The sequence below is a fragment of the Alteromonas salexigens genome (assembly GCF_025628895.1).
Taxonomy (GTDB): domain Bacteria; phylum Pseudomonadota; class Gammaproteobacteria; order Enterobacterales; family Alteromonadaceae; genus Alteromonas; species Alteromonas salexigens.
In genome coordinates this window covers 412,193-438,111 of sequence record NZ_JAOTJC010000004.1, presented here as the reverse complement: position 1 = coordinate 438,111, position 25,919 = coordinate 412,193, and the positions used below count along the sequence as shown (strand labels likewise).

Genomic DNA, 25,919 nt, shown 5'->3' with positions numbered 1-25,919 from the left:
TGACACCGTGGGATTAGCGTAGCCCAAACTCGGACAAAACTTGCGTTTTGTGCGCAATAAAACAACAATAATTAAAAAAGATCGCGGCACTCATGACAGTTATACTTTACGCCATTCCGGCTTTTTTCTTACTCATCGGTCTCGAACTGTGGGCCGACCGTCGGGCTCAGCGCGGGCACTATCGCCTCAATGATGCGCTTACCAGCCTCAGTGCCGGGGTTCTGTCACGGCTGATGACTATTGTGCATCAGTTACTGCCCTTTACCTTATACCTGGTGGTGTTTGACGCCCTTGCCCAGTACCAGCTGTCCCAGGCCTGGTACATCTGGCTGGTGGCCTTCGTATTGTATGACTTTTTATATTACTGGAATCACCGGCTGGGCCATGAAGTCAGTGTGCTCTGGGCCGCCCATGTGGTGCATCACTCCAGTGAGGACTACAACCTGACCACTGCATTGCGGCAGACCAGCGGCAGTTTTTTGAGCTGGATCTTTTATTTGCCCATGGCCGTGGTGGGGTTTCCCCCGGAAATGGTGATCACGGTAGCCGCCCTGAATCTGGTGTATCAGTTTTGGGTACACACCCAGTATATTGACAAGCTGGGTTGGCTGGAGGCCGTCTTCGTGACACCGTCTAACCACCGGGTGCACCATGCCCAAAACCGGGTATACATTGACAAAAATTACGGCGGAGTATTTATTCTCTGGGATCGGCTATTTAGTACCTATATGCCGGAGTTACGGAATGTGCCGCCGGTTTATGGCATTCGGGGGGCGCTGAAAAGCTTTAACCCCCTGTGGGCTAATTTACAGGTGTATTCCCAGCTTTGGCAGGACAGCTATCACACTGCGCGCTGGAAAGACAAATGGCGGGTTTGGTTTGGTCGCACAGGCTGGCGTCCGCCGGACGTGGCCGCCCGGTTCCCGCTTCAAAAGCAACCGCTCGCCGATTTCGTAAAATACGATCCGGCGCTTGGGGCGCGGGTGAGTCGGTACTGCTTTGTTCAGCATATAGTGATGCTGGCAATGACCGTTTACCTGCTGCTTACCCTTGATAACCTCACCAGTCTGGGTACCACCGTGATTATGGTCTCGGTGTTTATATCCTGTATGCAGATAGGGTGGGTGCTGCAGCGCTCGAAAGCGGCGCTGGCGATGGAAGGCCCCCGGTTACTGGCAATACCGTTATTGTGGTTGGCCAGTGGCTTGCCGGGCGCGGTGGTGATTGTGCTACTGGTGGCACACGCCATCAGTTTGGTGTGGCTGCTGACGGTCATTCGCAGTGAGGAAGACGAATTCAGCCAGGAGGATGAACCTCAAAAAGCGCCGTTACGTAAATAACCAGGTTGTTCCTATATGAGTGCCTGATGCAAAAATTCACCCTTGATGAAATTAGCCCGCAGGGATTGCGCATTGAGTACCTGGAAGTTCAGTCTTACGAAATGAACATTTATCTTGTCTATCTGGCTACGGCTGATAAAGCCGGTATGGTGTACGACAAACAAGGCCACCCGAAACGGTTTTTCAGTGCCGGCCAAATCCGCGAAACCTTCGCCCATTGTCAGGTCGATCGTGCGGTGATGAAGCACGATACTCCCTATGATGAAATGATTGGCAACCCGCCGAAAAGCGCCGATCAGGTTGCCTTACCGTTTAGTATGGCGCTGCCTTACTGAACGCCACCACGTAATTAGCGCGGTGGACGGCTAATCCAGCCAGGGAGCCGCAATAGCCCGCATGTCCATTCTGGCGCCCAGGCGTTTAGCCAGCATATACAGCCCCCCCAGTTTACGGTGAATGAACAGCGCATCGGCTGGCGGGACATGCCAGAAGTTGTGTTCATAGGTAAGGGCCATGCCCATATCATGCAACTGCACGAGCAGGTCGGAATTGCCGAAGTCGTAGGCACCCTGGTGGCGAATGGATTCACAGGCCTGCATGCCTATCGCAACGACGGCGTCACGCTGAAGCGCGGAGTGGGACGGTAGTATGAGCCCCAGCGCTAACGCGGTGACTGCCATACGCTTGGTGTCCTCATCGGCGGCCGCCTGTAATAGCTGTTGATAGCCACGGCTGATGGCATCGGGTATTTCTCGGGTAGCGCCGAAATCCAGCAAGATCAGTTTGTCGTCAGCGAGCCGATAGCGATAATTCGCCAGATTAGGATCGCTTTGTAAAAGCTGAAAGTCGAACACCTCACGGAAGAACAAGGTCATCAGAGCAGCCATAACTGCGTCGCGGATCCCCTGACTGGCCGTGGTGAGCTCTTCGATAGGTATGCCATCATGGTAAGTCATGGCCAGCACGGTATCGGTGGTAAGACTCTCCACCACCTGCGGGATTTCAAAGCGGGTATACGGCGTGCATAATTGCCGGTAACGGCTAAGCATCTTTGCTTCACGCTGGTAGTCCGCTTCCTGATGTAACTGTGCTTTGGCGTCATCCAGAATGGTTTGTAATGCTACGTCTTTCGGTATCAGCCCGGACAGGCGGATAAGCGTAGCCACGTTGTCGACATCTGCGTCAATACTCGCTTTCACACCTGGGTACTGCACCTTAATGGCGAGGATGTCTCCGTCCAGCGTAATCACTTTGTGCACCTGGCCGATCGAGGCCGCCGCTACCGGCGTAAAGGAAAAATACAGTAACGTGTCCTGCCAGTCAGGTTGCCACTGGTTTGCCAGCACCTCAATAAGCTGCGCTTTCGGCATCGGCTCAGCGTTATCCCTCAAGCGGGCAAGGATCTCAGCCAGTTCCGGTGGCAAAAAGTCGCCCCCGTCCATTGAGATGAGTTGCCCAATCTTCATGGCCGCCCCGCGCATGGTGGCCAGTTGATCGGCGATGCGGGTAATATTGGCGGGGGTCATCAGTAAGCCCGACAATGTGGGCCGTTTACCGGTCGCCCACTGCCCGGCTCCCCGGGTGACCACGTTCGTGGCTATGCGGCCGGCAAGTGCACCTAAGCGCCCTACCCGGGCAATACGCCCGGTAGGGACCCGCCGCCCGGGTTTGTCATTACTCATAGTGTTTCCGGGTTTACTGCTGGTGGGCTTTAAACCATCTGCGCCAGCATTTGGATCAGCAAGCCGGCTACGCTGCCCGTTGCAAACCCGGTCCAGCCACGCTTATTTACTTACCGGCACAGTGCAAGCCAGGTACCCTGATGTAATCCATCGCCCATCACCGGCGCCTGGAATAAAAAAAGCGCCCGAAGGCGCTTTTCTACAATGTTTGCGGGCATCAGTGGTTACTGATGTGCCCGATCGAAGCCGACTTCCAGCAGCGTCACACTATCGGTGAAGGTCAGGGTCTTTAGCGGCCCGTTGCCCTCCACGTTGAGGGTATTGACCTGGCTGGGCCATAACTCCCGTAACGCATCGTGGCGGATCTTCAATCCCGCCAATTCAGGAGGCTGAGCGGTTTCCTGGTATACCCAGAAAAACTTACCTTCAGTCTCATACCCTACCGAATTCAGTGTCAGGCGTTCGCCCGCTGCATTCAGCAGGGCAAAATGCTCTGCCACATACCCGGCGAATGCCTGCTGGGTATCTGCATCCGCCATAATGTCGGCTGACTTATCAAACAGTATCTTCACGGCGTGCTCGGCATCATGCAAATTAAACCGGTGCATTACCTCTATGTTCTCGGTTCTGGGATTAAACAGCACCGTGGTAATGGCGGCTTTGATCTGATGCGCTGACGCCGCTGTTGATATCACCAGCAGCAGTGCCGCCAGGCACCACTGTGGCAGGCGTCGAAACACCTTAGTTGTCATCGTCATCCTCAGCATCTTCGTCCAGCTCGGTGTTAATTTCGTGCATCAGGTCGCGATACACCTTGCCCGAGCGGGGCTTGGATTTGTAAGCCTCGATCCGCGACGGAATGATACGGCGCGGGTAGTGGTTGTTTTCTACATCCACATCTGCGGTTTCCCAGCGTGGATCGACGGTGACACTTACCAGTTCCTGATTTTTCTCGGTCACAATCAGTTTGCTGACCGCTTTCGGCGTACGGCGCCAGATTTCGGCCGGGATGCGCATCATCTCGGTAGTGCCGTTGGCATATTCCAGCTCCAGAATGATTGGCATCACCAGACCACCCTGGTTAGAGAATTCCAGAACGTAATAGTTTTTGTCTTCACGTACGGCACGCTCAAACGCTTTACGCTCCCAGGGCTCCAGTTTATTCAGGAACTTACGGTACTTGTTGCGATCTTTGTTGGTGACAGTGAACTGATCGTTGTCATCGTAGAAGTCTTTGATGTCATCAAAACGCTCTACCCACAGTTTTTTGCCTTCCTGTTCATTACGCTCAACAGTCAGCGACAACGGCTTGTCCTGCTCGGTCTGGCGCTGGCGGGCAAAATCGATATCCGGATCTTCGGTGTCCAGGCGTAGCTTGTACACCCGGTCAATGGAGATATCTACGTGGTCAGTTGAATAGAACCAACCGCGCCAGAACCAGTCAAGATCGACCCCGGAGGCCTCTTCCATAGTCCGGAAGAAGTCGGCAGGCGTGGGACGTTTAAACATCCAGCGCTGGGCATATTCTTTGAACGCAAAATCAAACAGCTCACGACCGAGAATGGTTTCACGCAGTATATTCAGTGCCGCGGCAGGTTTCGTATATGCGTTAGGCCCCAACCGTAATACCGAGTCAGACTGGGTCATAATTGGTACCTGAGTAGATGACTTCATGTACCCGGTAATATCGCGCGGCTCTACGCCCCATGGAATATTAGGATCCCATTCACGACCGGCCACGCCATCCAGGAAGCTGTTCAGACCTTCATCCATCCAGGTCCACTGACGTTCGTCTGAGTTCACGACCATGGGGAAGTATATGTGACCGATTTCATGAATAACCACGCCAATCAGGAAACGCTTTTCGGCAAGCGAATAGGTACGTGAACCATCGTCACGTAACTCGGTACGTGGACCATTGAAGGTGATCATGGGGTATTCCATGCCGCCCACCGGGCCGTTCACCGACTGCGCTACCGGATACGGGTAGTCGAATGAAAAGCGGTTGTACACGTCCATAGTATGAATAACGGCTTCGGTGGAATATTTTTTCCACAAGTCGCCACCCTCTTTGGGGTAGAACGACATAGCCATCACCAGGGGCTGAACATCGCCGCCCTGCTGAAAACCCCGGGCGTCCCACATAAACTTACGCGATGAGGCCCAGGCAAAATCACGGACGTTTTCTGCCTGGAAGCGCCAGGTTTTGGTTTTATCTGTGCCGGCCTTTTCATTTTCCAGCGCTTCTTCGGGTGTGACGATAAACACAGTTCGCTCGGCGGTTTCCGCCTCTTTAAGGCGTTCGCGCTGGGTTTCCGTTAACACATCATCGGCGTTTTGCAGTACCCCGGTAGACGACACAATATGGTCGGCCGGCACCGTAATGCTTACGTCATAATTACCAAACTCCAGCGTAAACTCACCGCGACCGATGAACTCTTTATTAGTCCAGGCTTCGTAGTCAGTGTACGCGGCCAGCCGCGGAAACCATTGCGCCAGCAGGAAAATATCATTGCCGCCTTCCCGGGCATCGTCAGGGAAGTGCTCGTAACCGGCACGCGCCGATACCGCGTCTTCCTCAACTATATTGAATGAGAAGTCGATATCGAAAGTCACCTGCTCCCCGGGCTTCAGTGGCTTGGCTAAATCTACCCGCATCAGGGTGCCGACGATCACATGATGCAAATCGTTACCGGCCTTGTTTTCTACTCGTGAGATCTCGTAACCCAGTTCGTGATCTTCCACGAACTGCTGGCGGCGCAGTGCGCCCATGCTCAGTTTAGCTGGTTTGTCTGCTGAGCCGCTCTGGGTAGCAGGACCGCGATTGCCAATACCACCAAAATTAGTAGACAGCGCCGACATCGAGTCGTTACGGAATTTATTCTGGTCCAGCTGGATCCACAAATATTTCAGCGTATCCGGTGAGTTATTCTGATAAGTAATGGTTTCGCTGGCTTCCAGACGACGCTCGTCTTCGTTCAGCGTGACATCAATCTGATAATCGACTTTTTGTTGCCAGTACTGATGACCGGGCTCGCCGGCGGCGTTGCGGTACACATTGGGGGTAGGCAGCACTTCATCGAGTTGTCTGAATTTGTCTTCGAAGTCGCCTTTTGTTTGTTTTATTGCTGCGGTGGCGACTGGCAGCTGAACCATCATGGACAGCACCGGGATAACCCAGAACAGATGGCGGTTACGTCTACTCATGCAGATTCCTTGCTACTGATGAAAAGAAACACAAATGAAGTCGGCCATTGTATAAGCCCTGTTCATTCAATTACCAGTTTTTGGCCGTTAAAAGGCTTGCCTTCGCCGCAAAAAAGCCGTTGCAAGGCGCTTGTTTCCGCATAGAAATGTGACGTATGCTTACGGCATACGCAGTTTGCTTGCTGTCACCCATGAGTTCATTCCACTGGCAACGTGCCGTCCTTAAAGTAGGCAGCGCCCTGATTGCGCCGCAAGGTAACGCGTGTGAAGCGCGCTTTTTACTGCCCCTTGCACGTTTTATTACTGCCAGCCGGGAGGCCGGCAAAGAAGTGATAGTGGTGTCGTCAGGAAGTGTAGCGGCAGGCCGCCGCAGTGTTCCCCTGACCCACCCCCCTTCTATTGCCGAAAAACAGGCCATGGCGGCTATTGGGCAGACCCAGATGATGGCTAACTGGCAACGGTTTTTCGATGCGCGCTGTGCCCAGGTGCTGCTCACCGCCGACGACCTCCATGACCGTACCCGCTATGTGAATATAAAAAATACGCTGCGCGAGCTGTTAAAACACGGCGCGTTACCGGTGGTGAACGAAAATGACACGGTGGCGGTCAACGAACTGAAGGTGGGAGATAACGATAATCTGGCCGCCTACACCGCACTGGTTGCTGAGGCGGATACCCTGATCATTTGCTCTGATATCGACGGGTTGTACACTGCTGACCCCCGTAAACATGCAGATGCCACGCTGATCCCCGAGGTCACGCGCATTGATGAATCTGTCTATCAGCGGGCAGGCGGCGCAGGCAGCACCGTCGGCACCGGCGGCATGCGCACCAAAATTGAAGCAGCAGAGAAATGCACCCACAGCGGAATTCAAACACTGATTGTAAATGGTCGGCGGGGGCAAACATTCGATGCCCTGCTGGAAGGAAACATTCCCGGCACCTTGTTTCATGCCACTCAGCCGCGGGGGAATGCGCGGCGCTTATGGCTGACCCACACCCTGCGCACCCGTGGTGTGATCAGTGTTGATGAAGGCGCCCGGGATGCGCTCGTAACGCGGGGGGCCTCGCTACTCCCCTCCGGGATCTGTCAGGTCCGGGGGCAATTCAGGCCCGGTGATGCGGTGGAAATTCATTGTCAGGACACCCTCGTTGCCAAAGGGCTTAGCTTGTTTTCGGATATGGAACTTACCCAAATACAGGGGATGAAGTCACAACAAATTCGTGAGACCTTAGGCTATGCTAGTAGTGAGGTCGTGGTGCACCGGGATGACCTGGTGCTGTTGTCCAGCCGTCAAGACAGTTAGCTATTGCCCGGACAGGGCAGAGTCAACCGAACGAGCAGGGATATCATCATGAGTTTTTCCATTCAGCAGGCCGCCCGCGAGACGCGCAACGCGTCAGTCACCATTGCTGCCCTCAGTGCAGAACGAAAACGCAAACTGTTAATGGCAATCAGCCAGCATATTGTGGCCCAAACCGACAGCATTCTTGATGCCAATAACCTGGATACTGAAAATGCCCGTGCGCAGGGACACGATAAAACGGTGGTAGACCGGTTGATGCTGACCAAGCAACGGGTGATGAGTATCGCCAACGCAGTGGCGGACATTGCCGCACAACCGGATCCTGTGGGCGAAGTGAGCCAGATGCACACCCTGCCCAGTGGCCTTCAGGTGGGTAAAATGCGCATTCCGCTGGGGGTGATTGCCATGATTTACGAAGCCCGCCCGCAAACAACGACTGACGCCGCTGCGCTGTGTCTGAAAGCCGGTAATGCGGTGATCTTGCGGGGCAGTAATGAAGCTCTGCACTCTAACCTGGCGTTAGCCGCCTGTATCCATCATGTGCTTAAAGAGCATGATCTGGACCCGGCACTGGTTACGCTGGTGCCCAACCCGAGCCGAACCATACTAAAACAATTGGTGGGACTGAAGCAGGATATTGACCTGGTTATCCCCCGCGGCGGTGAAGGGCTGATTGAATTTGTTACCGATCACAGCCGGATACCGGTCATTCAGCACCGCAAAGGCGTGTGCCATTTATACGTGGACGCACATGCCCGTCACGACACCGCGCTGGCACTGCTGGAAGACGGTAAAACCCGGCACGCTGATATTTGCAATGCACTGGAAACCTGTCTGGTGCATGTGGACCAGGCCGCCAGCTTGCTCCCTCACGTGGCCAGGCTGTGTGCGGCGCACGGGGTGGTGGTACACGCCTGTGAGCGGGCCATCGACTATTTCGACGAGGCCATGCCGGCTGTGCGCAGCGACTGGCAGGCCGAGTACCTGGCGCTGGAGATTGCCATTAAAGTGGTAGACAGCTACGACGACGCCGTAGGTCATATTCGCGAGCACGGCACCGGCCATACCGATGTCATTGCTACCGACCATTATCAGACCGCCCAGCGATTTATTCAGGACGTGCACTCAGCGGTGGTGATGGTGAATGCATCGGCACGTTTTGCCACCAGTGAGCAGCTGGGTATGGGCGCGGAAATTGGTGTTTCCAGCAGCAAACTGCACGCCTACGGCCCCATGGGGGCCCATGCCCTTACCACTGAAAAATTTGTGGTACTGGGCGACGGTGAAGTGCGCCAGCCCTGATCCACTACATACGTAGCAATTCAGCAGGCAGCCGCGTATGCTCGTTATCCAGACCGGTCAGCAACGGATTCACCATGTCAGACATCACCCCATCCTTACAGGACTACCCTTATCAAATCACTCTTGCCACTCGCTGGCAGGATAATGACGCGTACGGGCACATCAACAATGTGGCCTATTACAGCTTCTTTGATACCGCCATAAACCGGTTTTTAATTGAGCAGGGCGGTCTGGATGTGCAGCGGGGACAGGTGGTGGCTTATGTGGTGAGCTCGCAGTGTCAGTATCTGGCACCCGCCAGCTACCCGGAGGCGATGCACGTCGGCATGCGGGTGGTGAAAATCGGACGCAGTTCGGTGACATACGGACTGGCTGTGTACGCCGGCGACGGACAGCGACGGGTGGCCCACGGTCTGGTAGTGCAGGTGTTCGTCAACCGTCAGACCGATCAGGCAGTGCCTTTGCCCGTAAAAGTACAAACCGCGCTGGAGACGATCAAGGAGGGACTATGACGCAGGGTGTAGTTCTGGACTGGGCCACGCTGGCGCCCCACTCTCTCGATACCACGCAACTTGATGCGCTGCCCGTCACCTGGCAGCGTTACGACTATACCGACGCCAGCGAAACCCGCAGTCGCATTGCCGACGCCGATATTGTCCTGACTAACAAGGTGAAGCTGGGTGCTGACGAGCTGGCGGACTCCCGGTGCGGTTATATCGGCGTGCTGGCTACCGGGCTCAACAATGTGGCGGTGGACTGGTGCCAGCAACAGGGCATTCAGGTCGCCAATGTTGCCGGATATGGCACCGATGCGGTCGCCCAGCATACCCTGATGTTGCTGTTAAACCTGGCCACCCGGTTCGCTGACTATCACCGGGACGTACAACAGGGGCGCTGGTCCGGAGCACCGCAGTTTTGTTTACTCGACCATCAGGTGGTCGAGCTGGCGGGCAAGCACGCAGTGATTGTAGGCCACGGCGCCTTAGGCAAACGGGTGGAGGCACTGTATCGCGCACTGGGTATGCGGGTTACCATTGCCGCCCGCCCCGGTAAGACCCACGATCCACGGCCCGCGTTGCAGAGCCTGTTACCCGAGACCGACGTATTAAGCCTGCACTGCCAGCTGAGTGAGGATACTCATCAACTGGTGAATAGCGACGTACTAACCGCATTGCCCGCCCATGCGTTTATCATTAATACCGCCCGCGGCGGCTTAATTGACGAAACCGCCTTGTTACAGGCGTTGCAGGAACAGCGCATCGGCGGGGCGGCACTGGATGTGTTAAGTGAGGAGCCGCCACCCGCCAACCATATTTTGCTGACCGAGGAGGTAGCCAATTTACTTATCACGCCGCACAGCGCCTGGGTAGCGCAAGCCGCTCGCCAGCGGCTCCTTGATGATGCCATTAGCCAGCTCGCGTGCTATTTAAAAAGCTGAATGACGCGTAACAAGCGTTAGCGGGGGGCGGTGTCCGCATGCCCCGGCTTTGCCAGTCGCTGACCGCCGCCTTGTATGGCCGTTCACCTGTCTGGTAGCAAGCGCATAGCCGACGGTTACCAACACCGTTATTTGAGGGCGTTAATCTTTTTATTCAGTTCATAGGCCGGCTCGGTCACGATGGCCTCCAGGGTTTCAATGCGCGCTTTCAGTTCGTCGCGGGGCTCATCAGTTTCAGTGGCTGACCGGCGTTCAAACGGATTACTACAGCGTCCGTTCAGCCAGTCATTTAAACGCCACTGGTATTTGGCATCAAGGTAGCTGGTCAGTAAGGTAATACCGCCGAAGACGACAAATAAGGCTACAAAAATCACGGTTTCCATAACTAGTTCCTCTGTTAGCAAGCCGTAACACGGGGGCGTTACGGCAAATGGTTTACAGGGAGCTAGTCGGCCATGGGCAAAAAATATTACAGGCCGGCGTAATATTTTTTGCGCAAGCAAGACTAACCGAAGTAAATTACCTGCTTACCTTTAACCGACAGGATCCACTTGAAACCGGATTTCGCGACGCTTTTTGACCAATATGGAGCCCTGCTCGGCCGGGTCGCCAGCAGCTATGAAGCCAATTACGCGCTGCAACAGGAGTTGTTGCAGGAAATTGCGCTGGCTGTGTGGCAGGCGCTGGCTCGCTTTAAGGGCGACAGTAGTGTGAAAACCTATATTCTTAAAGTGGCGCACAACCGTGCGGTGTCCCATGTGGCCTCCCAGGTACGCGTACCTGGCACGGTGGCCTATGACGAGCAACAGGACAGTGCCGCTGATATGCGCTGGTCTCCAGAGCATCACACAGAGCAGGAGCGCATGCTGACACAAATGCTGGAGGCGGTCCGTACCCTGCCACTGCCGGGACGCCAGGTGTTAACCTTGTCCCTCGAAGGACTGTCCTATCAGGAAATTGCCCAAATTTGTGGCCTCACCACCAGCCATGTGGGGGTGCTGCTTAAACGCGCCAGAGCCGCGGTAACCAAACATCTGGAGAACGACCATGCCAACTGACGATCTTCAAAAACTATGGCAACAACAACCCACGCCGCCACTGGATGTTCGCCGTATCAGGCAGGACTGCCGACGCCAGGTGTGGCGCCAACGCAGCTACCTGGCATTCGATCTGCTCAGTACGGTGGGCGTGATCGTCTATCTGGGGTATTTGTGGCACGACTTGTCTACCCTTGCTGCCAGTCTGGTGGTAGCGGTGATGCTAATCACATTGCCCATGGTAGTGATGCTGGTGAGGTTACGGTGGCTGGCGGTGCGTGGCTTTCAGACCACCACCGCGGATTACCTGGCGTTGTTGATCCGGCAAATGCACAATAACGCGAAAATTGCCCGCCTTACCAGGCACTCCGCCTGGATTTCTGAAGTGCTCTTGCTACTTATCTTTGGCGCTATGTTTGCCACCGGCGACCTGCCGGCCTCACGGCAAGGGCCGGCGCTGATTGCCCTTATTGGGGTGACAGTGGCAATGACTGTTTGCTATATCTGGGCACACCGGCGCCAGCAACGTTTTTTACAGAAGCAAGCCGAACTGGAAGCACTGCAGCGTGAGCACCAAAACGGTACATCCTGCGGAGACACCGGCGACTAATCCTGTTCTTCTTCCTCAGGCTCGTCGGTGTTTTCGCCCAGATAAAACTGATAATACAAATCCAGTGCCTGTTCACTGTCATCTTCAATGGTCGTGTAAATGGCTTCGAGAAACAGTTTAGGCAACAGCCGGTAGCGTAGCGCCAGATTCGGCGGCTTCTGGCGGCGACGCAAGGTGTTGTTGGTGGCGTCTGACTGGAGCGCCGCCACTTCCACGTTGTATTTTACCGAGAGCCGGTCAGTAAGCTGCCCGCTCACGCTGACACCTGTTTCACTGGCACTCAGGCTAAAGTCCTCGATACCCAGTGCATCGCCCACCTGTCCGGTCAGTGACTCGGTATTCGACAACCCGAATCCGAGCAACAGGGCGTTGTAATTGGGGTCGGTACGCTCTGAATCAGGCCCTTCGCCGGTCAGCAAGTACGACAACACATTCTGTTGATCCATTGACGGGTCAGAGAACAGATTCACATTGGGACTGTCAGCGGGTCCATCGATGCGGATCCCCGCAATTACGTTGTCCTGTGTTTTGGCCGGGTCGCGAATAGCTTCTACCAACAACAAAGGTTGCTCAATCGGGCCGTTAAACTGCACTTCACCGGTCTGGATCACCAGGTTCTGGCCATAGGCCTGATACCGGCCATCAAGGATTTGCAGGTCGCCATAGCCCACCAGCGAGGGCTGGGTATTGACTCTTATCCCGCCGTGCAAATTGGCGGTCAGCCCGAAAGCTTCCAGTTTCACCTCACCGGTTTTGGCTTTATCAATGTTTACCATGACCGACGCGTGTACCACATCCAGCGGATCATCTGAGGGGGGCTCGCCGCGCAGGTGGACATCTTTGGAGGGCGACACTGCGTTTTCCGGCAGTTCTTCAATAACGATGCGCGCCCAGGGAATATTCACCGAGCCCGAGACATCAATTTTTTCTTTCGATACGCTGGCGGTCAGGTCGGGAGACACCTTCATGCGAATATCACGCTGGCGGACCTCAAACTCTGTGCCTTTGAGGTTGGCGGTAAACTCCAGATCGTTCTGCCAGTTCACATTTCCGCTTAAACTGCCGTCGCCCTCACCCAGCATGAAGCTGCCGTCAAAACTGGCTCGTTTACCCTCAAGAGTGACAGTTTGCTGCCAGTTGCTTAGCGACACCGGCATATCCTGCACATCCAATGCGCCGTCGTTCAGGGTCAGGGTACCGGTTAAGGCTGGCGCGAACAGCGTACCATCCAGCGCTATATCGCCGTCGAGCTGTCCTGACAGTTCGCGGATAGCCGGCGATAACGGCTTTAACGGTTTTACATTCAGCCCCTTAAAGCGAATGCTGCCCGCCAGCGGAGGGCTATCGGCCAGTGGCGAGGTGGTGAGCGATGCACTGACTGCGCCCAGTTCGGTGCTGACGAATTCCGCGCTGGCCTGCAGCTCGTCGTTTTCGAACACGCCCGAGGCGGTAATGCTGTTAAGCGTAATAACAATGGGGCGCTCCTTGCCCAGTGTCCATTTGGCAGGCGTCACCGCCGCTTCAAAGCGCGCCTTCATAGGCGTATTGACTCCCACCTCGCCCTGCGTGGTCACGGACAAGGTGGCCTCCGGGGCTTCCGGTACCAGGTCGCCGGCCAGCTCACTGGCCCAGATCCCGAGAGGCAGGGCGTCCGCATCCACCGACCAACTCGCTTTGTTGTCTTTATACAGCACGTCTTTAATACACAGACTGCCTTCGGCCCGGGACTGCCAGCAGTGACTGCTCACGCTCACGTTTAGCGGGGTGGGCTGCACCGCGACATTAAAGGGCTTATCCAGTGCCCAGCGGGTATTCAGCAGCCCTAGCTGACTGTCGGTCACGTCAGCCTGCCAGCGGTTGTTCTGCCAGCTGCCATCAAGGGTCAGCTTCAGGCTGTGGTCGGGCAGCGTGAGATCCAGTGCCAGGGCATGCTCACTGAGTACCCCATCTATATCGATGCTGCCATTGAGCGCGCCCTGTGCGGCCACTGACGGATTGATTGAGGGTGATACCTGCACCTCAGCTAAGTTTATCTGGCCTTCTGCAGCCGGATTCTGCCAGTTGCCGGTGACGTTTACCTGACCGTTAATTTGACCGGCGACGCCGGGATACAGGGTATTCAGCGATGGCAGGTTTAAGCCTACCGAGGCATCCAGATAGCGCTTGTTGAAGACCTGGCCGGCCACCTGAATGCGATTTTCGTCTTGTGTTACCGTCAGGGTCGCCACAATAATATCACTGCCCCCTGCGTACACCACTGAGCCGCCGACGTTAAGGGGCTGTCCCTGCAACTTTGCGTCTACCGACAGATCAGAAATACTCATTTCCGGCCCGTTTTCTCCCAGTTGCATCAGGCTGGTGAATTGTCCGTTAATGGCAGTGGGCCCCTGGGGGACGAGTTCTGCGGCCGACAACGAGGTAAGTTGCGTGCGCCCTTCCCACGAGACGGATTCATTCAGATACAGGGTGCCGGTATTGGCAACGGTTCCGCCCAGCAACTTCGCCTGCAGCGTATTCACCCGAATATTGTGTTTATTCAGCACCACATCCACAGTTACTGGCACCCGGCCGATGTCCGGCAGCGTGGCGGCACTGTCGCCGGTGAGCTGGTAGTCACCCATGGTGCCTTGGAGGCTGATAGTCCCCTCGTGCAAGGTGCCTTGCGGTTGCGCGGGCAGCGGCTGCTCGTCCCATTGCGCGGTGACTGACAGCGGCAGTTGATCAGACAGTATGTTGGCCTGGATGTTGGCGGTAATGTCGTAGGCCTGGCTGGCATCGAGCGCTACATTAAGGTCCGTCAGCGAACCTTCGGCTGTGAGGGTTAGCTGCTGGGTGGTGTTGCTGTCCAGGGCAACTTCGCCCTGCAAGGCAACATCCAGCGGATAGTTGCCGCTGAAGTCGACCTCGGCACTGGCGGCCACTGACGCAGACTCATGTTGTACCGTTAACTCGTCCAGTGCCAGGCGGGTTTCAGCAAACTGCAAACTGGCAAACCTGACTGCAGGCACTGACTGGGTGCTGTCGCCCTGCACAATGCGGGTGTCAGTCAGGCTGAAATCGGTGATAGTAACCGGAATAGGCAGTTTAATTTCGGGTAGCTGGGGCGCGGTATACGATAACGAATACGACTGTGGCGGCTGCTGCACGGGCTGTTCCCCAACCGGCAGCGTCACCGTCAGCCCGGCGAAGGCAGGTTCGGTAATTGTGATTTGCCGGTAGGCAGAAAGTTGCAGCTTTGCGCTACGCAGCGCAATAGTCTGAGCTTCCATGACGACCCGCAAATCCCGCACCCGGGCACGGTCTACCCGAATTTCGATGGGCAACGTGAGCGGCGTAGTCTCGGTTTCCGGGGCCGAAGGCGGCGCTGGGGCCAGTTGGGTCACGTAAACTTTCGACGCCGCCAGTGACTCCACACAAACTCGGGGGGCCAGCAGACAACGCCATGACAGGTTCACCGTGGCGCTCCCCACCTCCACCTGCCACTGTTCGTTCTGCCAGTGTAATTCATCTACGGTGAGATCACCGGCGAGGCTGCCATCCAGATCAACAATCGTCAAATCAGGCACCACCGACACGGCAACACTGCGGATAACCGGTGTACCCAACGGGCTTAGTAATAGAGCAATGAGCAGGGCTATCAGCAAAAATGGCGACAGCGCCCACAGGGAAATCGTGCGCTTTCTCATAGTGCCGGCCCCAGAATAAAGTGCAGTCGCCAGTCTTCGGGGCGATCATCAATATTATGGGCAATGTATAACCGAATCGGACCAATCGGGGAGATCCAGTGGACCCCGGTCCCCACACTGTAAAAAGGCGTGGTGCCCCAGTCATTGGTGGCGGTGCCAGCATCGGTAAACACTGCCGCCCGCCAGCTTTCAGCAAACTGATAAGCGTATTCCACGCTGGCGGTAGCCAGATATTTACCCCCAATAGGCTGCGTGGAAACCTCCCCGGTGACCGGGTTGAAGACATCATCGGTAGGCGAAATGTCACGGTACTGATAGCCCCTGACGCTGGTATCGCCGCCCGCAAAGAATCGCAGTGACGCCGGTACCTGAGAAAAGTCATTGGTTTTAATGGCGCCAACTTCGGCGCGTGCCGTGAACCGGTGCACATTGTTCAGGGTACGGATGATTTTGCCCTCCATTACCCCTTTCACAATATTGATATCCGAGCCCAGGTTATCCCTGCCCACTTGCGCAAACGCCTGGAAGAACAAGCCATTATTAATATTCAAATCACCGTCTTTCTGTAAATACTGGATCGCATAACCAGGCATCACCAGTGTGGTGGTTTGGGGGGGCTCCCCGCCTTGCTCGAACTGCTCACGCAGATAGGTCAGCGACCCGTCCTGTTGCCAGGGCGAATTATTTTTCTGCCAGTAGCGGTGGGCAGCCAGCGACAGGGTCTCGCTTTGGGTATCGGAGTTTTCGTACTCTATAAACTGATAACCAGCCTGGAAACTCAGGTAATCCCGGGTGATATCCCGCATCGGAATGCGGTAATCGGTAGTCAGCGACTGCTCGGGGGAAGAAAGAAACAAGTCCGCTGAAACGGAGTGGCCGCGGGAATTAACCCAGGGTCGCTCCCAGCCCAGGCGTAGCCGGGGCCCGGTATCCGTCGCTGCGCCCACCCCCACATCGAAACTGTCCCTGGGACGGTGGTTAACGGTGACTTCAATGGGAACCCGCAGGTTTTCCGCTTCGCTGACCACTGGCCGGGCGATGACACGGGAGAAATAACCTGACTGGCTCAGGCTGCGGTTAAATTCGGTCAGTTTGGTTGAAGAATATTTCTCACCCTGCTCAAAGGGCACCAGCCGGCGAATAATGGCTTCCGCCTTATCGTCACCGACAATTTTCACCTCGCCAAACAGATACTGAGGGCCACTTTGTGCAATAAGCAGAACGTTGGCGGCGTGTTCCTCGCGTACCAAATCCAGTCGCGCCGCCTGCCAGGCAAAGTCGAAATAACCGTGGGTGAGCGCGTAGTTCAGCATACTGGATTTGTATTTTGAATAGGTAGGCTGGTGTAACGGCTGCCCTTTTTCCAGCGGAAAGGCGTTAAACCGTTCCCTGAAGTCTTCATCAGCCCGCCCTGCGCCAATGATTTCGCGGGTGATATTGGTCACCAGTAACGGCTGGTTGAGGGTGACTTGCAGGATGACTTCGTTATCCTCACTGACTTCCACCAGGGTGTCACTGTTGTAATACCCGTAGGGCTCAACTGCCGTAGCGACAGTTTCGGCTACTTCTTCCTGCCAGAAGGGGTCGGCCAGCAGACCCGGCTCTACATCCATATTATTCAGGTGCAACAGGATGTTGTCTTCGATGTCGTCCTGTTCCACACCCTGGACAGTAAATTCTACCGCCCAGGCTGCCCCGCTACTCAGAAAAAGGAGTACCGCGAACAGCATCCCGCAGAAACGTGGCTGGCAATGCGGCCGGAAAGGTGCCTGCGAGAGTGAAAGTAGCATGTAAATTCTGATTCCTTTTCCTTTACGCTGAAGGCGGATGAACAACCTGAATGCAGGAATTACACCTGCCATACGGGGGTATTTGTTTACGCTTTGTCCGCTCAGAAACTTAGTATATTATGCCGTATACGTGCACGAAACGGCGATGCGATACACGGCGGGTTGTCACGGTCAAAGAATAATAATCAAACCCTCGTTGTAAATACAGGATGAAAGTATGAAAGGATTTCTCAGCCTCGTCGCCAGGCGCCTCGTGTTGTTCTGCTGTGTCATCGCCTCCGGGCACACCATCGCTGACTCCGTTACTGTTACGCCAATGCCCGTGGAAGCGTTCAGTGCATTGCCGGAAAGTGAAAAACCCCGCCTTTCACCAAGTGGCGAACGAATTGCTTTTGTGCAAAACGTAAACGAGCCAGAGGAAATATCAGTACTGGCGACGTACGACCTGAAAGCGCAGAAAATGTTCTACCTGCTTAGCTCAGATAATGAAAAAATAAAAATAAACTGGTTTAAATGGGCCAATGACGAGCGGCTGGTGATCAGTGCCCGCTATGAATCGAAGCGGGGCGTCACGCGGTTTTATGAAACGCGCATGTTCAGTATGCGATATGACGATCAGGGTAAAGATCCGGTTAATCTTATCAACTGGCGCCGCCTGAGCCGGCGCAGTACCAATAATTATCATGTGCCGCAATTTCAGGATTCCGTCATTGACTGGTTGCCGGACGATCCCAACCACGTTCTGGTAGCAATTGATGTGGAGGTGCCTAATCTGCCCTCGGTCTATAAGGTGAATCTGGAAGACGCAAGCGCCGAACGTGTTGAGCTGGGCAAACGACAAATCCGCGAATGGATTACCGATCGCCAGGGCAACGTGCGGGTGGGGGTGTCGCTGGACCATGAGGACGGCGAACAGAAAGTGCTGTTACGTGACGGTGAGGAATGGCGCACCTTGTTTGCGTTCAATGCTATGCAAGAGCGGGGTGCGGTGGTACTGGGCTTCGCGCTCGACCCCAATATCCTCTATTACAAAGCCTACAAAGGGGACTATCTGGCCCTGTACGCGCTGAACATAAAGACCAATGAAATTACCGAACTCTTGTCGGAAGAATTCCATGATGTAAGCGGCGGGCTGATTTACTCTAAAGCCACCAATGATGCGATTGGCGTGTACCATGCCCATGCACCCAATGGCCGTCACTACTGGGATGACAGGCACGTCGGCCTGCAGAAACAGATTGATGTCGCCCTGCCCGAGTTCGACAACCACCTGATTAGCTTCAGCCGTGACGAAAATATTTATCTTCTGTACTCAGATAGTGACACGCAACCGGGTTTATACCTGCTGGGCAACCGCAAGAAGGGTGAACTGAACGTGTTGTTTCAGCAGTACTCACAAATTGACCCTACCCGCCTGAATGAACACAGTAAGGTGGCCATGAAAATGCGTGATGGCGTATTGGTGGACGGGTATCTGACCCTGCCCAATACCGGCAAGGCCCCCTATCCGACCATCATCCACCCTCACGGCGGCCCGGGAGCCCGGGACTATGACGGATTTGACTACTGGACAGCGTTCTTCATTAATAAAGGCTACGCAGTGATCCGCCCGAACTTCCGCGGCTCGCAGGGGTACGGAGCCAGCTTTGCTGAAGCGCAAATGAAAGCGTGGGGCCTGCAAATGCAGGACGACATTACTGACGTTACCCAGTGGATGATCGCTCAGGGTTACGCAGACCCTGACAGACTGTGCATCGTCGGGGCCAGTTATGGCGGGTATGCAGCCTTGATGGCTACGGTGAAAACCCCCGACCTGTATAAATGCGCCATCAGTTTTGCCGGCGTGGCGAATCTGAAAGATGTGGTAGTCCGCAGTCGTAACTTCACCAACAACGAATTTGTCAAAAATCAGTTTGGTGATGATTACAGTGATCTGGCGTCCCGTTCCCCCGTCACCTATGTGGAGAAAATCAAAACGCCGATCTTGTTGCTGCACGGGAACGAGGACCGCGTGGTGGACGTAAATCAGAGCCGCGATATGGCGGAGGAGCTGGAAGATGAAAACAAACCGGTGAAATATGTCGAACTGGAAGCCGGCGACCACAATCTGTCTATTCAGCGTAACCGCCATGCGGTGTTTAAGGAAATGGACAGCTTCCTGAGTAAGCATCTCGACTAAACCTGACACTACCGATATAAACCGCCTGCCATTGCCCGCTTCGGTGCAATGCAGGCGGTTTTTTTAAGTGCGCTGGGGTATACTGCTGGCCGCTCACTAACCCCTTAGGTTACGGCTTTCCTTAATCGTTTCAGATTTATACGCTGAACTACACTGGCAGGACTTTGATGGCGCAGACATCGTCTACGGGCACGCATGCAACGCCCACCCTCGGCATGGTTGAATTTGTAGCACTGATGGCCAGTCTGACATCGCTGGTAGCGCTGAGCATAGATGCTATGCTGCCCGCCCTCAGCCAGATTGGTGACGCGCTGGGCGTGACCGACCCGCATCAGCCCCATCTTATCGTGTCGGTGTTTTTCGCTGGCATGGCCATCGGGCAGTTATTTTTTGGTCCCTATGCCGACAGCCGTGGGCGTCGGGAGGCCCTGTTACTGGGGCTCATAATTTTCTGCGTCGGCACGGTGATCTGCATGCTGGCAGAGTCGCTGGAAATGATGCTGGTGGGCCGTGTGGTACAGGCCTTTGGGGTCTCAGGTCCGCGGATTGCGGCGATGGCAATTATTCGCGACTTGTATGTGGGCGAAGGCATGGCCAAAGTTATGTCATTTATCATGATGGTGTTTATTCTGGTGCCTATGCTGGCACCGATTGTGGGTCAGACGGTCATGCTGCTGGCGTCCTGGTGGCACATCTTTACCTTATTTCTTGGGGTGGCGGTGCTGACCGGTAGCTGGTTTTTTGCCAGGCAGCCGGAAACGCTGCCGGCCTCCCGCCGCCGGCCATTTTCATGGCGCCCGTTTGCGGCGTCGTCACGGTTTATCCTTACCCACAATTCGGTGATGGGGTATACCGTAGCAATGGGCTTTATCTTCGGTTCGTTCCTGGCTTATATCAGTGCCTCGGCCACCATCTTTCAGGAATTTTACGGTGTGGGTGAATTGTTCCCGTTAGTGTTTGCTACGCTGGCTTTTTCCATTGGTCTGGCGTCATTTTTTAATGGCCACATGGTAATGAAGTTTGGCATGAGTCCGTTATGCCGGATTGCGCTGAAGGGGGTGGTGGGATTCGCAGTGATTTTCAACGTGCTGATAGCATACTACGACGGGTTACCGCCGTTGTTGCTCACCATTGGCATCATGTTCACCGGATTCTTCTTTGTGGGCATTTTGTTTGGTAACTTAAATGCCATGGCCATGCAGCCGTTAGGCAACATGGCCGGTTTAGGGGCCGCCATCATTGGCTCCTTGTCCAGTTTGTTTTCCGTACCCATCGCCCTGTTTATCGACAGCTTCATCACGACCAACCTGTATCCCATTGGTTTGGGATTCTTATGCTTTTTTATACTGGCACTGGTGTCAGTACGGCTGGCAGAAAAAGCCCGTCTTGAGGAACATGGCGATACTGCCTGACGTCGCTATTTAACCACCTGAATGCGGGCGCGGCGGGCGTCATTGGCATTAATGTCGATAGTGCGCGGAATGCGGATCCCCTGACGAATTTTGTCATAGCTTATCTGCTTGAGCTCCAAGCGCTGGCAAAAATCGTAAAAAGTAGAGCAGTCCTGACGACTGAACTCTTCGCCCGCCCGGGACATTTGCGTATCTATGTAGCCACTGTCTCCGTTTACAGTAATGGTAGCTACTGAAGAGTAAGGCTTGCCATAGTCCTGAACTTTCAGGGCGCGGACCATTTTAACTTCAAACACCCACTCGCCTATCTGCGTGAATCGCGACGCCGTATGTTGCATGTTGTAACCTCTGATATTGTGTTTTTGGTATGGTAAAACGTGGATTTATTCTTATGTGTAAATATTACATACCAAGTCTCGTGCCATAGTTTTAATCTCTTTTTATTCAAGGGGTTAAGTGATAGTGAGTGTTCACGCCGTTGCGATATGGCTACATTGGGCGAATATGTACTGTTTTTTAGACAATTTAGTTAGGGTCGTATACTGATTGAGTCACCATAAGCGCCGTCATACGTGGGGTTTAGCGGTGTTTTTATAATGTTGCTGTTTGGCGTCACCCGGGTATGAGAATCACTACACAGGTATGATTGCTATCATTATTTGGGTGTTTTTTCACCGCAATAGTGCGTTTTTTGCCCATGTTGGGTGATATCTATCCTTTTTGGTGCGCACAGGATTGTCTGCCTGACGGCGCGGTTTACGCACTTACCGTCAGCGTTTGCAACCGAGATTTTCTATGCGGTTAAAAGAGCGACATGAGGGCTAAACCGTAAACCAGTCTCGCCGGGAGCAAGATATAAAAAAGCCCGGCCAAACTGGCCGGGCAAGAGGGCTTAGTTCTAAGCACCTAACGACAGAACTGGTTTACTCAATAATGGCTTTCATATCGGTCATATAACCGCGCAGGATTTTGCCTACCTGCTCCACCCCGTGACTGCGGATGGCGTCATTCACTTCCACCAGGCGACGGTTCTCAACCTGATTAGAATCATTGCGCAGACCCCTGCCAATCACTGAAGTATCGATGTCAGGCATAAACTGCTCTCGCAGCAGGGGGATGGCCGCGTTGGCGAATAAATAGTTACCGTATTCGGCGGTATCGGAAATCACCACATTCATTTCGTATAAACGTTTACGGGCAATGGTATTGGAGATGAGCGGCGTTTCATGCAGTGACTCATAATACGCAGACTCGGGCAAAATACCGGCTTCTACCATGACATCAAAGGCCAGCTCAACGCCGCACTTGATCATGGCCACCAGCAAAATACCGTGGTCGAAGAACTCTTGCTCGCTGATCTTCTCGCCATACACAGGCGCTTTTTCAAATCCGGTTTGTCCGGTCTCTTCCCGCCACTTTAATAAGTTGGCGTCACCATTTGCCCAGTCTTCCATCATGGTGCGGGAAAATTCGCCGCTCATAATGTCGTCCTGATGTTTTTCAAACAGCGGACGCAGCAACCCTTCAAGCTTTTGTGACAGCGCGTAGGCTTTCAGTTTGGCCGGGTTCGACAGGCGGTCCATCATATTGGTCACGCCACCAATCTTCAGTGCTTCGGTAATGGTTTCCAGGCCATGCTGGATCAGCGCGGCGGCATAGCCCGCATCCAGACCATCATCGACCATTTTTTCAAAAGCCAGTACCGCGGCAACCTGTTGCATGCCACATAAAATGGTCTGTTCACCCATCAAATCCGATTTCACTTCGGCCACGAAGGAGGAAGCAAGGACACCGGCCCGGTCACCCCCGGTGGCACTGGCCAGCGCTTTTGCAATTGCCCAGCCTTTGTTTTCAGGATCATTTTCCGGATGCACGGCAATCAACGTCGGAACGCCGAATCCGCGCTTATATTCTTCCCGAACTTCGGTACCCGGGCACTTGGGCGCACACATGACCACCGTGATGTCGCTGCGGATCTGCTGACCTTCCTCAACAATGTTAAAGCCGTGGGAATAGCCCAGGGTCGTGCCCTGCTTCATTAGCGGCATAACCGCTTCGACGACACTGGCGTGTTGCTTATCGGGGGTGAGGTTATAGACCAGGTCAGCATCAGGGATTAATGACTGATAGGTGCCCACCGTGAAGCCGTTTTCGGTGGCGCGGCGGTACGACTCCCGTTGTTCGTCAATGGCCGCCTGGCGCAGCGCATAGGCCACGTCCAGTCCGGAGTCACGCATGTTCAGGCCCTGATTAAGGCCCTGGGCGCCGCACCCGACGATGACAATCTTTTTGCCTTTCAGGTACTGACAACCGTCAGTGAATTCGTCGCGGGCCATAAACCGGCACCGGCCCAGCTGGTCCAGCTGTTGGCGTAACGACAGGGTATTGAAATAATTAGCCATAAGTATTCCGAACAGTTTTTTCGTCATTATTCATCCGCCGGTGGCGGTGAATGACCTCGTCTGTGACGACTTATTGATAAGCCTACGGGATCCCTTTTATTTTGGAAAATGATATATTCGCAACATAATATTGCAGAAAGTGAAACAAAGTGGATATTAAAAGCCTGCAGATGTTTACGCATCTGGCCACCAGCCTGCATTTTGGCACCACCGCCGAGGCGATGTTTGTCTCGCCGTCTACGCTAAGCCGGGTGATCCAGCGACTGGAAAGTGAGCTGGGATGTGTGTTGTTCAAGCGGGACAACCGCAAAGTTGCGCTCACTCATGCCGGGGATAAGCTACTGGCCTTTGCGACCGACATGCTCACTGACTGGCAGGCACTGCGAGCCGACCTGCGCAACGACAGCGAGCAGTTACAGGGCGAAATCAGCCTGTTCTGTTCTGTGACCGCCAGTCAGAGTCACCTGCCGCTGCTGTTGCGGCAATTTCGGGAACGTTACCCGGCGGTGGATATCACCCTGGTGACCGGCGATCCGGCGCTGGCCATTGACCGGGTACGCCAGCAACAGTGCGATATTTCCATTGCCATTCATACGCCGGATTTCCCGGCTGAAGTGGCGTTTTCCTCGCTGGACAATATCCCTCTGGTATTGATAGCGCCCAAAGAATGGCGGGTGACTCAGCTCCAGCACATCGACTGGCGACGTCATCAGGTAGTCATGCCGGAACACGGGCCCACCCGGCGGATCGTTTACCACTGGTTTGCCGAGCATGGGATCCGCCCCAGTGTGTATGCATCGGTGGGCGGTAACGAAGCAATTGTGAGCATGGTGGCGCTGGAATGTGGGGTAGGGTTTGTACCGCAAGTAGTGCTGGACCATTCCACCCTGAGTAGCAGTGTCAGCCGCATTCCGGTGGCTGACATTGAGCCTTACGCGCTGGGGTTATGCTGTCTGAAAACACGCCGGCAGGAGCCCCTGCTGGATGCCTTTATTCAAACCCCGCTGAGCTGACGAACCAGGGTATCGAGCGCCCGGTACCCCAGCGCTTCGGCCAGATGGTCGCGCTTTACGGCAGGGCTGGCAGCCAGATCGGCAAGGGTACGCGCGACTTTCAGGGTACGGTGAAACGTCCGCATGGACAGCTTCAGGGTGGCTGCCGCTTGTTGAAAGAACCGCAAATCCTCATCGCTGAGGGCACACTGCTCGGCCAGCTCACCACCGCTGAGGGCAGCATTGGGTTTGCCCTGCCGGGCCTGCTGGCGCTGCCGTGCAGCGTGTACGGCATCCCGGGCGGCCAGCATCGAATCTTCACCCGGTGCCGGATTGGGGTGACTGAGAACAAGTTCAGCCAGCCGTGGCACCTCTATCTGAATATCAATACGATCCAACAGTGGCCCGGACAGCCGATTCAGGTACTGCAACTGCTGCTGCGGGGTACAGCGGTTATCGTCGATATCGCCGGTGGGGCTGGGATTCATTGCCGCTAACAGCTGAAAATTGGCCGGAAAACAGGCCTGGGCGCTGGCTCTGGCAATATGCACATCGCCGGTTTCCAGTGGTTCCCGCAACACATCCAGGGTCTTGCGACCAAATTCCGGTAACTCATCGAGAAATAACACGCCGCCATGGGCAAGGGAGACCTCGCCAGGCACCGGGTGCGTGCCACCACCGACCAGCGCGGCGAAGGACGCGGTATGATGAGGGCTGCGAAACGGGCGCTGATAAAAATGCCCGGCCTCAATGGGTTCACCTTTCACTGAGCGCAGCGCAGCCACGGTCATGGCCTCGGTTTTATCCAGCGGCGGCAATAGCGGTAACAGGCGGCTGGCCAGCAAGCTTTTGCCACTGCCCGGTGGCCCCAGCATGAGCAGATTATGGGCACCGGCGGCGGCCACCATGAGCGCGCGCTTCGCCTGACTCTGACCGATAATGTCATCCCAGCGACAGGCCTCATCATGGGCCGTCTGCACACACTGCCAGTGTTCGCCACGGCATAACGGCACATCACCGGTGAGGTGATGAAATACATCCGTCAGGGTAGTGGCCGGATAGCGAATGACCTCATCCACCAGCTGCGCCTCTTTATCGTTACCGGCGGGTAAGATGAGCCGGACATCATGATGGTGACAGGCCAGCAGCGCCGGTATAACACCGGTTACGGGTTTAAGTTCGCCACTGAGACTCAGCTCACCGAGCAGCGCCAGCCCGGCAACCGCAGTGGGTGGCAGGACCCCGCACGCCACCAGAATACCTATGGCGATGGGTAAATCGTAGCGTCCGCCCAGCTTAGGTATTTCCGCCGGGGCCAGGTTGATGGTGATGCGCTTGGCCGGAAACTCGAACCCGCAATTGATGAGTGCCGACCGCACCCGCTCACGGGCTTCTTTAACACTGGTTTCAGCCATGCCGACCAGTTGAAAGGCGGGTAAGCCATTCGCCAGATGAACTTCTACGGTGACCGGTGGGGCATCCATCCCCTGCCCGGCAAAAGTGTGTACGACCGCCACGCCCATGAGCGTCTCCCT

20 protein-coding genes are annotated in these 25,919 nt (G+C 55.0%); 11 read left to right on the top strand and 9 right to left on the bottom strand.

Translation table 11 applies throughout. From position 1 onward, the window contains the following. Positions 1-92 precede the first annotated feature (92 nt). Together OCL06_RS03070 and OCL06_RS03065 are read left to right on the top strand one after the other, a co-directional pair. On the top strand, positions 93-1,340 hold the full coding sequence (locus OCL06_RS03070; RefSeq protein ID WP_262992264.1) for a sterol desaturase family protein: 1,248 nt from the start codon (positions 93-95) through the stop codon (positions 1,338-1,340). Positions 1,341-1,366: 26 nt separating this feature from the next. Beyond that, entirely contained in the window at positions 1,367-1,675 is a 309-nt protein-coding gene (locus tag OCL06_RS03065) for a DUF6482 family protein (protein WP_262992263.1), read from the top strand. A gap of 30 nt (positions 1,676-1,705) precedes the next feature. Here OCL06_RS03065 and OCL06_RS03060 read toward each other — a convergent pair whose 3' ends face one another. The 3 genes from OCL06_RS03060 to OCL06_RS03050 form a co-directional block, all read right to left on the bottom strand. Beyond that, complete coding sequence (locus OCL06_RS03060) at positions 1,706-3,022, bottom strand: ABC1 kinase family protein (protein WP_262992262.1); 1,317 nt, start codon at positions 3,020-3,022, stop codon at positions 1,706-1,708. 224 nt (positions 3,023-3,246) lie between these two features. Continuing rightward, entirely contained in the window at positions 3,247-3,780 is a 534-nt protein-coding gene (locus tag OCL06_RS03055) for a DUF6702 family protein (protein WP_262992261.1), read from the bottom strand. Continuing rightward, positions 3,764-6,229 (bottom strand): M1 family metallopeptidase, encoded by a 2,466-nt coding sequence (locus OCL06_RS03050; protein ID WP_262992260.1) that lies wholly within the window; start codon positions 6,227-6,229, stop codon positions 3,764-3,766. Before OCL06_RS03050 ends, OCL06_RS03055 begins: the two co-directional genes overlap by 17 nt. Positions 6,230-6,420: 191 nt before the next feature. Between OCL06_RS03050 and proB the strand changes: the two genes are divergently transcribed. The 4 genes from proB (at position 6,421) to OCL06_RS03030 (ending at position 10,276) form a co-directional block, all read left to right on the top strand. Next, positions 6,421-7,536 (top strand): glutamate 5-kinase, encoded by a 1,116-nt coding sequence (proB, locus tag OCL06_RS03045; protein ID WP_262992259.1) that lies wholly within the window; start codon positions 6,421-6,423, stop codon positions 7,534-7,536. A gap of 48 nt (positions 7,537-7,584) precedes the next feature. After that, on the top strand, positions 7,585-8,838 hold the full coding sequence (locus OCL06_RS03040; protein WP_262992258.1) for a glutamate-5-semialdehyde dehydrogenase: 1,254 nt from the start codon (positions 7,585-7,587) through the stop codon (positions 8,836-8,838). 74 nt (positions 8,839-8,912) lie between these two features. Continuing rightward, positions 8,913-9,350 carry an acyl-CoA thioesterase gene (locus OCL06_RS03035; RefSeq protein ID WP_262992257.1) on the top strand — a complete coding sequence of 146 codons (438 nt, stop codon included), beginning with the start codon at positions 8,913-8,915 and terminating at the stop codon, positions 9,348-9,350. Beyond that, positions 9,347-10,276: an NAD(P)-dependent oxidoreductase gene (locus OCL06_RS03030; protein ID WP_262992256.1), complete on the top strand. Its 930-nt coding sequence runs from the start codon at positions 9,347-9,349 to the stop codon at positions 10,274-10,276. Before OCL06_RS03035 ends, OCL06_RS03030 begins: the two co-directional genes overlap by 4 nt. A gap of 128 nt (positions 10,277-10,404) precedes the next feature. Here OCL06_RS03030 and OCL06_RS03025 read toward each other — a convergent pair whose 3' ends face one another. Then, positions 10,405-10,659, bottom strand: coding sequence for a hypothetical protein (locus OCL06_RS03025; RefSeq protein ID WP_262992255.1), 255 nt, complete (start codon positions 10,657-10,659; stop codon positions 10,405-10,407). 168 nt (positions 10,660-10,827) lie between these two features. On the opposite strand from OCL06_RS03025, the gene OCL06_RS03020 reads away from it, so the two are divergent. Together OCL06_RS03020 and OCL06_RS03015 are read left to right on the top strand one after the other, a co-directional pair. Next, positions 10,828-11,334, top strand: coding sequence for an RNA polymerase sigma factor (locus OCL06_RS03020; RefSeq protein WP_262992254.1), 507 nt, complete (start codon positions 10,828-10,830; stop codon positions 11,332-11,334). Continuing rightward, entirely contained in the window at positions 11,324-11,923 is a 600-nt protein-coding gene (locus tag OCL06_RS03015) for a hypothetical protein (protein ID WP_262992253.1), read from the top strand. The genes OCL06_RS03020 and OCL06_RS03015 overlap by 11 nt, the downstream gene beginning before the upstream one ends. Here the strand turns inward: OCL06_RS03015 and OCL06_RS03010 are convergent. Continuing rightward, positions 11,920-15,609 carry a translocation/assembly module TamB domain-containing protein gene (locus OCL06_RS03010; protein WP_262992252.1) on the bottom strand — a complete coding sequence of 1,230 codons (3,690 nt, stop codon included), beginning with the start codon at positions 15,607-15,609 and terminating at the stop codon, positions 11,920-11,922. The two genes, OCL06_RS03015 and OCL06_RS03010, sit on opposite strands and share 4 nt — an antisense overlap. Then, positions 15,606-17,399, bottom strand: a complete 1,794-nt coding sequence (locus OCL06_RS03005; RefSeq protein ID WP_262992251.1) for an autotransporter assembly complex protein TamA — start codon at positions 17,397-17,399, stop codon at positions 15,606-15,608. The genes OCL06_RS03010 and OCL06_RS03005 overlap by 4 nt, the downstream gene beginning before the upstream one ends. Positions 17,400-17,616: 217 nt before the next feature. Here OCL06_RS03005 and OCL06_RS03000 point away from each other — a divergent pair, with 217 nt between their 5' ends. After that, a complete protein-coding gene (locus OCL06_RS03000; RefSeq protein WP_262992250.1) occupies positions 17,617-19,578 on the top strand; it encodes an alpha/beta hydrolase family protein in 1,962 nt (653 codons plus the stop codon). A gap of 167 nt (positions 19,579-19,745) precedes the next feature. Beyond that, positions 19,746-20,990, top strand: coding sequence for a multidrug effflux MFS transporter (locus OCL06_RS02995; protein WP_262992249.1), 1,245 nt, complete (start codon positions 19,746-19,748; stop codon positions 20,988-20,990). Between the two features lie 5 nt (positions 20,991-20,995). Here the strand turns inward: OCL06_RS02995 and OCL06_RS02990 are convergent, their stop codons facing one another. Then, a complete protein-coding gene (locus OCL06_RS02990; protein ID WP_262992248.1) occupies positions 20,996-21,328 on the bottom strand; it encodes a hypothetical protein in 333 nt (110 codons plus the stop codon). Positions 21,329-21,913: 585 nt separating this feature from the next. Continuing rightward, a complete protein-coding gene (gene ilvC, locus OCL06_RS02985) occupies positions 21,914-23,392 on the bottom strand; it encodes a ketol-acid reductoisomerase (protein ID WP_262992247.1) in 1,479 nt (492 codons plus the stop codon). A 149-nt stretch (positions 23,393-23,541) separates the two neighbouring features. Between ilvC and ilvY the strand changes: the two genes are divergently transcribed. Further along, positions 23,542-24,405 carry an HTH-type transcriptional activator IlvY gene (gene ilvY / locus OCL06_RS02980; protein ID WP_262992246.1) on the top strand — a complete coding sequence of 288 codons (864 nt, stop codon included), beginning with the start codon at positions 23,542-23,544 and terminating at the stop codon, positions 24,403-24,405. Here ilvY and OCL06_RS02975 read toward each other — a convergent pair. After that, entirely contained in the window at positions 24,387-25,907 is a 1,521-nt protein-coding gene (locus tag OCL06_RS02975; RefSeq protein ID WP_262992245.1) for a YifB family Mg chelatase-like AAA ATPase, read from the bottom strand. The two genes, ilvY and OCL06_RS02975, sit on opposite strands and share 19 nt — an antisense overlap. Positions 25,908-25,919: the final 12 nt, after the last annotated feature.